This is a genomic window from Colwellia sp. 5_MG-2023, assembly GCF_030547795.1.
Classification (GTDB): Bacteria; Pseudomonadota; Gammaproteobacteria; order Enterobacterales; family Alteromonadaceae; genus Colwellia.
Genome location: NZ_JAUOPW010000051.1, coordinates 1 through 3,975 on the forward strand (window position 1 = coordinate 1; position 3,975 = coordinate 3,975).

Genomic DNA, 3,975 nt, shown 5'->3' on the forward strand with positions numbered 1-3,975 from the left:
TTCTCATGCGGCTATTTTTAGCGCTTCGAGCGAGTTTTTCTAATTCTTTTGAAGTCATGATGAAAAAGGAATAATTATAAAGTCCAATTAGATCACAAAATTAATCAAATTGGTATTACTATTAAATAGTACCGACATAAGAACAGTACAGGAGCTACTAGGGTACAACGATGTTAAAACGACTCAAATTTATACTCATGTTATAGGTCAGCATTCTTCTGGAATTTTAAGCCCTATTGATAGACTTAAGCATTAGAAAAAATATTGAACCTTATATTGCTGCTCATGTAGAAGAGTAATATCTTCTTCAGACCACATAAAATGGGTACGTATTTATGATATTCTTTATTTTTATACAAATAAAAATTGACTACCCCCACACTCATTTCAATAAAGAATTCACATACAACACGAGTTTTATTTTTCAAAATGCGAGCGTACGTAAAATCTGATAAAAAAAATAGCGTGAAAACTGATTTAGGCAGACACAAAATCGTGCCAACTTTTTGGTAAGCTTTTGAATCCCTTTTATTTAAAGGGCTGTAGAGCAATGAATTTTAAATATTTTATTTAAGGTGCAATAGTACCTAAATATCCCCCTTTTCAACCAAAATAAAGTACCTCTGATTTGTTGTCCTACTAAATATCAAAATAATTTTTATAGAAAACTTTATGTTATACAATCTTCAAATGCTTTAAACCAGATAAAGAAAAATTCCCCGTAGAACACTCTTGAATATGATTTGACCACCAAGCCATTAATTTACGTCTACGCTCCATGTAATCAGTACGATTATATGCTCTACGTACTTGATTTTCGTCCAAATGAGCTAATGCGGACTCTATTACGTCGTAATCATGTCCTTGTTCATTTAAAGTACTACTTGCAACCGAACGTAAGCCGTGAGCGGTTTGAACATTATGTAAGCCCATACGCCTAAATGCTTTATTGACTGTTTCTTTATTGATGTGACCTTGTCCATGCACGAAAGACGGAAAAACATATACACCATCACCGGTTAAAGGTTTAAGTACTTCCAGTAAATTTAATGTTTGCTCTGACAAAGGTATTAGATGTGGTTTATCCATTTTCATAACATCTGCAGGAATTGTCCATAATTTTTTATTTATATCGATATCAGCCCATTTTGTACTGGCAGCTTCATTCGATCGAGTTATGGTGTGTAACTGCCATTCAATTAAACAGCGTGTTACCCTTTTTAGCTCTGCATTATTAATCAATTGTAGTAACCAGGGTAATCTATCTGGTGTAATAGCTGGGTGTGATTTGGCTTTTACTTTTTTAAAGGCAGAAGTTATACCTGACAATGGATTAAGGCCAATACGGCCTGTATTAGCCGCATAATTCATTACCTCATTAATACGACTACAAAGGCGTTTAGCCAAATCATTCTTCCCTTGTGCTTCTACTTTTTTAACGACTTCAATTACACGTTGAGGTTTTAACTCTCCGATAGGAATCGCCCCTAGTTCTTTAAATAGATGATTTTCAAAGGCTCGTTTAATGAGTTTTGATTGCTTAATAGCAACATTAGTTTCTTTTATCGCAAACCATTCATCAAATACTGATTTAAAACTGTTGTTTAAAGCAAACCGCTTTTTCTGGAGTTCTTCTTCACGATGTTTTTTAGGATCAATATTTTGTGCTAATAGCTCTCTAGCCTCTTTTCGCTGTGTTCTAGCATTGGCTAAGCTAACCGATGGATAACTACCAAAACTCAAGGTGGTTTTGTTTTTAGTTATCGGATTGGTGTATCGCAAGTGCCATATTTTAGATCCGCTAGGCTTTATTAAAAGCTGTAACCCCTCTCCGTCTGCAAGTTTAATGGTTTTATTACTATTACCTTTCGCTTGCTTGATTTGAGTATCAGTCAATGGGTTCGTTCTAGCTGCCATACTAGTATGCCTTTTTACTTAAGTGGTACGTTTTATTAAAAATATGGCCACAATCAAAAAAACAGTAAAACTTATTAATAATTGTTTTAATTGGTTTTTTTATTGTTTAGGTGGTACACCATTTTTTAATACTAAGTGGTACGTCAATTAAACAGGATTAAGAATTTACTATTTAAAAGAGTACGTACCACTTAATGTACCACTTTGCATGTGGTATGTCACGATGGGTTATGAAGTGCTATGAAAGCAGGCTCTAATCTTTACAGCCTGCTTTATAAAGGCTTGGAGCCTCTTGACACTTTATGAAGTATATCTATTTTTAGTAGATATAGAATATGGCGGTGAGGGAGGGATTCGAACCCTCGAAGGCTTGCGCCTTACACACTTTCCAGGCGTGCTCCTTCGGCCACTCGGACACCTCACCAGTAACAAGCTGCGCTATAGTAGATAAAAACGAACTAACACGCAAGCGGAACTCATTAGTAATCGAACAAAACTGCACAAATGTTTATAATTCACACGGTTATGTTAAGTCTACTCAATGAAGCTAAGCTAAATTAAGCGTTCCCCTTCACTGCCAGTTTATTTTCTGCAGCAAAATTTAACATTCTATGTAATGGAACTAAGGCTTTTTTAGCAAGCTCGCTATCGACAGTGATTTCTTTACCTACAGGGCTCTCTAACGCTTCAGCAATAGACTTTAGGCCATTCATTGCCATCCATGGGCAACTTGCGCAACTACGACATGTAGCTCCATTACCACCCGTTGGTGCTGCAACAAAAGTTTTATCTGGATTAGCTTGTTCCATTTTGTAAAAAATACCCTGATCAGTCGCCACAATAAAGTGTTGATTTGGCATTTCTTGGCTAGCTTTTATCAATTGACTGGTTGAGCCTACGGCATCAGCTAATGCGACTACATTAGCCGGTGACTCAGGATGAACTAATACCGCAGCATCAGGATATTGAATTTTTAAATCTCGTAAAGCTTTCGCTTTAAATTCATCATGAACAATACAAGCGCCCTGCCACATTAACATTTGAGCACCTGTTTCTTTTTCAATATAGGCACCTAAATGACGATCTGGCCCCCATAAGATAGGCTTTCCTTCGCTTTCTAGCATTTCAACAATTTCTAACGCAATACTTGACGTAACAACCCAATCAGCACGGGCTTTAACAGCCGCAGAAGTATTAGCGTATACAACAACAGTATGATCAGGATGTTGATCACAGAATGCGGAAAACTCTTCAATAGGACAACCTAGATCTAATGAACAAGTTGCCTCTAGCTCAGGCATTAGCACTGTTTTTTCTGGGGTTAAAATCTTTGCGGTTTCCCCCATAAACTTAACACCTGCAACAATTAAAGTGTCTGCTGGATGTTGATTACCAAAACGTGCCATTTCTAAAGAATCAGCAACACAGCCCCCTGTTTCTTCAGCAAGCGCTTGAATTTCGGGATCAGTGTAATAATGAGCGACTAAAACTGCATTTTTTTCAATTAATAATGCTTTAATTCTCGCAATATATTGTGCTTTTTCATCATTATTTAATAATTCAGGTTTCGCTGGAAATTGAAAATCAAAATCAACAGCTGCATTAATTTGGCTCATTTTAGCTCTCTATATATAACAAGTATAAATGTCTTTAAACGGCGTAATTATAAGGGAACGACTAAGTAATGTGTAGTACTTTGAACGATTAGCCCCGAGTTTAAAAGCTTGTAAAAGACTAATAAGATATAAAGCAGTATTCTTTGTTAAAAGATTTACAAGTATTGGAATAGTTGCTTGACCGTAAATGTTCGAACATTAGATTACTTGATTGAGCAGTTAAAAGCCTGATCTTGGTTTGGTTTATTTGTAAGAACTGAAGAAGTATAAAAAAGTGGTCGGCCGTGAAGAATTTAAACCTTCGACTAACTTGATTTAGTTGGTTAAAAGCCAAGGCTTATTTTTTGGTACTTAAAAGCTATAAGAAAAGTGGTCGGCCGTGAAGGATTTGAACCTTCGACAAATTGGTTAAAAGCCAACTGCTCTACCAACTGAGCTAACG

2 protein-coding genes, 1 tRNA gene and 1 pseudogene are annotated in these 3,975 nt (G+C 36.1%); 1 reads left to right on the top strand and 3 read right to left on the bottom strand.

The genetic code is table 11. The features are described 5' to 3' along the window. Positions 1–115 precede the first annotated feature (115 nt). Positions 116–256 (top strand): annotated as a pseudogene (locus Q4496_RS17760) (tyrosine-type recombinase/integrase); the annotation flags it as partial. A gap of 419 nt (positions 257–675) precedes the next feature. Here Q4496_RS17760 and Q4496_RS17765 read toward each other — a convergent pair. The 3 genes from Q4496_RS17765 to nadA form a co-directional block, all read right to left on the bottom strand. Beyond that, entirely contained in the window at positions 676–1,917 is a 1,242-nt protein-coding gene (locus Q4496_RS17765; RefSeq protein ID WP_303610958.1) for an integrase domain-containing protein, read from the bottom strand. Between the two features lie 336 nt (positions 1,918–2,253). After that, positions 2,254–2,341 (bottom strand) — tRNA-Ser (locus Q4496_RS17770). Positions 2,342–2,474: 133 nt separating this feature from the next. Continuing rightward, the gene (gene nadA, locus Q4496_RS17775; RefSeq protein ID WP_215972633.1) at positions 2,475–3,533 is read right to left on the bottom strand and encodes a quinolinate synthase NadA; all 1,059 of its coding nucleotides are present in this window, start codon (positions 3,531–3,533) and stop codon (positions 2,475–2,477) included. Between the last annotated feature and the right edge of the window lie 442 nt (positions 3,534–3,975).

Bases quoted from the DNA above. Each gene is read 5' to 3' on its own strand.
- Q4496_RS17765 (WP_303610958.1), bottom strand. From the start codon at position 1,917: ATGGCAGCTAGAACGAACCCATTGACTGATACTCAAATCAAGCAAGCG.
- nadA (WP_215972633.1), bottom strand. From the start codon at position 3,533: ATGAGCCAAATTAATGCAGCTGTTGATTTTGATTTTCAATTTCCAGCG.